This window comes from Microcoleus sp. C2D2 (assembly GCF_036702495.1).
GTDB lineage: Bacteria > Cyanobacteriota > Cyanobacteriia > Cyanobacteriales > Microcoleaceae > Microcoleus.
The window spans coordinates 1-5179 of the sequence record NZ_JAUBTO010000279.1 but is presented as its reverse complement, the minus strand read 5'-3'; the positions used below and the strand labels follow the sequence as shown (position 1 = coordinate 5179).

The window sequence follows — 5179 nt, the reverse complement described above, 5'->3', positions numbered from 1 at the left end:
TTAAATAACTTACAATTTTATTGGTTTTGGTGGGATGGGCGTCCCGCCCGTCCAAAAAGGACGGGCGGGACGCCCATCCCACAAACTTGTGGAAGTTATTTAATTCTCATTCCTAACCTGTAAGCATTTCGCACATAGCTCAACCACTCGCGTTCCCGCTTCAACTCAGTTGTGAAAGCTTTCGGCCAAGGCAGCCCGCCGTTGAGAGGTCCTAGCAAAAAAGGAATAGGACTCCAAGCTGCCATAGGACTTGGCTGCGTGGGCGACATCGGGGTAATCCGGTGAACGATATCGAAATGCCCGCTTTGCAACTCTTGCTTGTAGCGCTGCCATACTTCCCACTCAAAGGCGAGATAGCTGAAATAACCCAGCGCTGTCCTAATAGTCCAGGATTTTTCTGAGCCACCGGTAAGTAAATCAGCTAGATTTTGAATGGGAGCAGCAATATTTTCTGTATCTATATAAACTACTTTAGCGTTACCCATTCCGGCTCGATCGATATTTGGTTTATTCCTAATTTGAGTAACAACCGTAGCATTAACATAATGGCTTATCGCACGCGCAAATTTATATCCAACCACTGGTAAAGAAGGCCACTCAGGATTGCAAACATCCGCCAGAATCAAAACCCGCATCGTATCAGTTTTCTCTTTATTTTTCATAAAAACTCCAGTATCTGTACAATTTTTCATAATTCGGGATATAGGTTTAGGAGAAATTCTCTGCGGTTACTCCCTTGCTTTCCTACCCTAACTAATTGTTCGCGAATGAGTGATAATTGCTATGGGACTCAAGAACTTTATAACACCGCTATCCCTATCTTGGCAAGCGTACCAATACATAGAAGAGCGCGGTGTTTTTTTAAAGATACTGCTGATTCAGGATTGGAATGATTTTTCGATCGGCTTCCAGGACTCAATTGTTGGCGCACCGAGGAACTCAATCCGCGAAATGCTTAATAATTGCCTCCGCAAACTCTGAACACTTCAACTCCGGTACCGGCGGCTCCATCAACCTCGCCAAATCGTAAGTAACTTCACCGTTAGAAATTGCCGCTCCCAAACCCTTCTTAATCAAATCTGCGGCTTCCTGCCATCCCATGTATTCTAACATCATCACCCCGGACAAAATCAAAGAGCCAGGATTGACTTTATCTAAACCGGCGTGTTTCGGTGCAGTGCCGTGAGTTGCCTCAAAAACTGCACATTCATCACCAATATTCGCGCCGGGACCCATGCCCAATCCGCCGACAATTGCTGCCGCCGCATCGGACAAATAATCCCCGTTCAAATTCATGGTCGCCAAAATCGAATATTCGCCCGGTCGAGTTTGAATTTGTTGGAAAATACTGTCAGCAATTCGGTCGTTGACCATAATCTTTTCTTTCCACTGACCGCTGCCGTGACTGGTCCAAATTGCAAACAAAACGTCGGCGACTTCTTGACGAATTTTGGCTTGTTTTTCGGGAGTCAAAGCATCGTATCCCGGGTCTATTTGGCGGGCATTATCTTCTAAGCTAATGTCGGGATTTTGTTCTTTGTTGCCGAGAATCCAAGACTCTCTTTCAGTCACGCACTGTTCGCGATATTCGGTGGTTGCTAATTCGTAACCCCAATCTCGGAAAGCTCCTTCGGTGTATTTCATGATGTTGCCTTTGTGCACCAAAGTCACTTGCTGCTTGTCTTTCGGCAACCGCAAAGCGTGGGCGAGGGCGCGCCGCACTAAACGTTGAGAACCGCTTTTGCTAATTGGTTTAATTCCTATTCCAGAATCGAGGCGAATTTGTTTTTTGGCGTGTTCTGGTGTTGCCGGAATTAACTCATTATTGAGGAATTCAATCAATTTCTTTGCGATTTCGCTGCCTTTGGGCCATTCAATTCCCAGGTAAATATCTTCTGTATTTTCCCGGTAAATAATTACGTCTAGCAGTTCAGGAGTTTTGTGCAGCGATGGTGTTCCAGCATAATATTTGCAGGGCCGCACGCAGGCGTAAAGGTCAAAGATTTGCCGCAAAGCTACGTTGAGCGATCGAATGCCGCCTCCGATTGGGGTTGTCAGCGGCCCTTTGATGGCGACTCCGTATTCTTTGATGGCGTCTAAGGAATCCTGCGGCAAATATTGGTAAGTACCGTAGACATCGCAAGCTTCGTCGCCTACATAAATCTTAAACCAGTTAATTTTCCGCTTGCCGCCGTAAGCTGTTTCTACCGCAGCATCCATGACTTTCTGGGATGCTGGCCACAAGTCCACACCCGTACCGTCACCGCGAATGAAGGGAATAATTGGGTCGTCGGGGACGATCGGCGAACCATCTTTGAAAGTAATTTTAGAACCAGTTGTCGGGGCTACAATTTTTTCGTACATATCTTAACAGCGCGGATAGCAATGTTCCCTATTTTGCCACGATTATCTGCCTAAACCTCAACCAATCCTAAATATTTGTATAAATTTAAGTGGGATTTTTGGGCGCTCGGCTGGCCGTCACTGTGACTTTTGGGCGATCGTAAATTTAAAAGTAACTTGAAAAAAGTAGCAAATATAGCAGAAGTTTCTATCAAATATGCCTCTCTCTCTTTCAGCCCTAATGTTGAGAAGATGCTGGAAGCGAGTCAGTGGATTTTAGATTTTAGATTTTAGATTTTAGATTTACTCCACAGATTCATCTGGGAGCTTGAACTCTGGTCTAAAACTTGGGGCCGCTCACGACTCCTGTAGGAAACTTGTATTTGTTTCTGGGCGGGGTCAAAATGGTGATTGTCGCCGCAGATGAACGCGAATCAACGCAGATTATTTTCACCAAGTTTGCATTTATTTATTTGCGATATTTTTCCTTCTGCATATTCTTTTTGACCACCCACAAAATAAACCAAATGACAATACTCACCGCAACTATTTTGGAAACCGGACCCAGATACTCATCTACAAGTCCATAATTTTCCCCTAGTTTATATCCGGCAAAAGTGAGGAAACTCACCCACAAAAGAGTGCCGCCTGTTGAGTAAAGTAAAAAAGGAATTAAAGGCATATTGTTGATGCCAGCGGGCAGGGAAATCAGGGTGCGAACTCCCGGTACGAGGCGACACAAAAACACGGCTTTGTTGCCGTGTCTGTTAAACCATCTATTCGCTTTGTCAATATCGGCGCCCGATACAGTGATCCACTTGCCGTATTTGTCGGCTAAATTCCTCAAGCGTTCTTCGCTCAATAATTTACCACCATAGTACCAGGGAAGTGCCCCCAGAACTGTACCGATTACTCCTGCTGCGATCGCCGGTGAAAACTCCATTCCGCCCTTGAATACCGTGAATCCTGCCAGCGGCATAATCAATTCTGAGGGTATGGGCGGGAAAAGATTTTCTAAAAACATCAACAGCCCAATTCCGAGATAGCCCATCGACTGCATTGTGTTAGTTATCCATTCAACCATTTTGATTCAATAGGTAATATGTACTTTGTATTTTTCTCATTTTTGCTTCCAGGCACAGCCGGGGAAGGCATATCTAGAGGCTCTGCCTCGACTCCGAATAGAGGAAACAGAGCCTCGTGGTATTCATTCCCAGGCTATGCCGGGGAACGATCGACGAGAATATTCCCAGGGAGATCCCGGGAACGATAAACGATGATTAAGTGCCCGAAGTCCAAGAGTTTGTGTACTCAATTTGTTCGGGAGTCAAGGTATCAATGTAAATACCCATTGCTTCCAATTTGAGACGGGCAATTTCTTTGTCAACTTCCACGGGGATTGAGTGAATACCAGGCTCTAGTTTGCCTTTGTTCGTCACCAGATATTCGCAGGCTAAAGCTTGGTTAGCAAAGCTCATATCCATCACGGCGCTGGGGTGTCCTTCGGCTGCTGCCAAGTTGATCAAACGACCTTCGCCCAACACAATAACCGACTTGCCATTATTGAGGTGATATTCTTGAGTGAAAGACCGGACTGTTTTCACGTCGGTGCTTTTTTCGCCGAGGGATTTAAGGTCAATCTCAATGTCGAAGTGACCGGAATTGCAAACAATTGCGCCGTCTTTCATGGTATCGAAATGTTCGGCACGAATGACGTGTTTGTTGCCGGTAACGGTTATGAATAAATCTCCGACTGTTGCCGCTTCGTCCATCGGCATGACGCGGAAACCGTCCATCACTGCTTCGATCGCCCGAATCGGATCGATTTCGGTGACAATTACGTTAGCGCCCATGCCGCGGGCGCGCAGTGCCGTGCCTTTGCCGCACCAACCGTAACCTGCAACCACAATATTTTTACCGGCTAACAAAATATTGGTAGCGCGGATAATGCCGTCTAGGGTAGATTGACCGGTGCCGTAGCGGTTGTCGAAAAAGTGCTTGGTGTCGGCGTCGTTGACGTTCATTGCGGGGAAAGTCAGCACGCCGTCTTTCAACATTGCCCGCAGGCGCACGATGCCTGTGGTAGTTTCTTCGGTAGTTCCGATTAAGTCGGAAATTTGGTTCGGGCGGTGCTGGATCAGGGCCGCTACCACGTCGCTGCCGTCGTCGATGATAATATTGGGGCGGTGGTCTAGGGCTGTGTAGACGTGACGTTCGTAGGTAGCGGCGTCTTCTCCTTTGAGGGCGAAGACGGAAATGCCGTAGTCTTCAACTAAGCAAGCCGCTACGTCATCTTGAGTGCTCAAGGGGTTGCTGGCGATCAGTACGGCGTCCCCACCGCCGAGTTTGATGGCGATGGCCAAATGAGCGGTTTCTGTGGTTACGTGGCAGCAAGCAGCCAAGCGAATGCCAGCGAATGGCTTTTCTTTAGCGAAGCGTTCTTGAATTTGCCGCAAAACTGGCATTTCCCGGCCGGCCCACTCGATGCGTTGCTTTCCCAACGGGGCAAGGGACAAGTCTTTGACTTCGTGTTTAATCTTGACGGATGTAGCAACCATGTATGTTATTTCTCAGAAATTATCAAACTTTGTTAGTTTTAGCAGATTAAGTCATCGGCGGGCAAGTGCTGTGATTTTACTCGATCGGGGGCGATCGCGGTGCTAATCTTAAATTTTGATTGTGTTCGACCAATTTGCGAGCGAGTCGATCGACTTACCCGCACAGCGAGAGTAAAACATTCCTGTCGATCGATCGATCTCAATAGACCTCTTGCAAAAATAATTAGGTCGGGCAAGATTCCCATCCCACAAGAATTATTTTTTCTTGTGGGATGGGC

At 46.9% G+C, this 5179-nt stretch carries 5 protein-coding genes; all 5 read right to left on the bottom strand.

Going from position 1 to position 5179, the window contains the following annotated elements:
• Positions 1-95: 95 nt before the first annotated feature.
• Positions 96-662: a hypothetical protein gene (locus QUB61_RS37695; RefSeq protein WP_333131198.1), complete on the bottom strand. Its 567-nt coding sequence runs from the start codon at positions 660-662 to the stop codon at positions 96-98.
• Between the two features lie 277 nt (positions 663-939).
• Positions 940-2364: an NADP-dependent isocitrate dehydrogenase gene (locus QUB61_RS37690; RefSeq protein ID WP_333131197.1), complete on the bottom strand. Its 1425-nt coding sequence runs from the start codon at positions 2362-2364 to the stop codon at positions 940-942.
• A 448-nt stretch (positions 2365-2812) separates the two neighbouring features.
• Positions 2813-3427 carry a DedA family protein gene (locus QUB61_RS37685; RefSeq protein ID WP_333131195.1) on the bottom strand — a complete coding sequence of 205 codons (615 nt, stop codon included), beginning with the start codon at positions 3425-3427 and terminating at the stop codon, positions 2813-2815.
• 196 nt (positions 3428-3623) lie between these two features.
• A complete protein-coding gene (gene ahcY, locus QUB61_RS37680) occupies positions 3624-4901 on the bottom strand; it encodes an adenosylhomocysteinase (protein ID WP_333131193.1) in 1278 nt (425 codons plus the stop codon).
• Positions 4902-4939: 38 nt separating this feature from the next.
• On the bottom strand, positions 4940-5179 hold a 240-nt coding region (locus QUB61_RS37675), incomplete at its 5' end, for a hypothetical protein (RefSeq protein ID WP_333190408.1).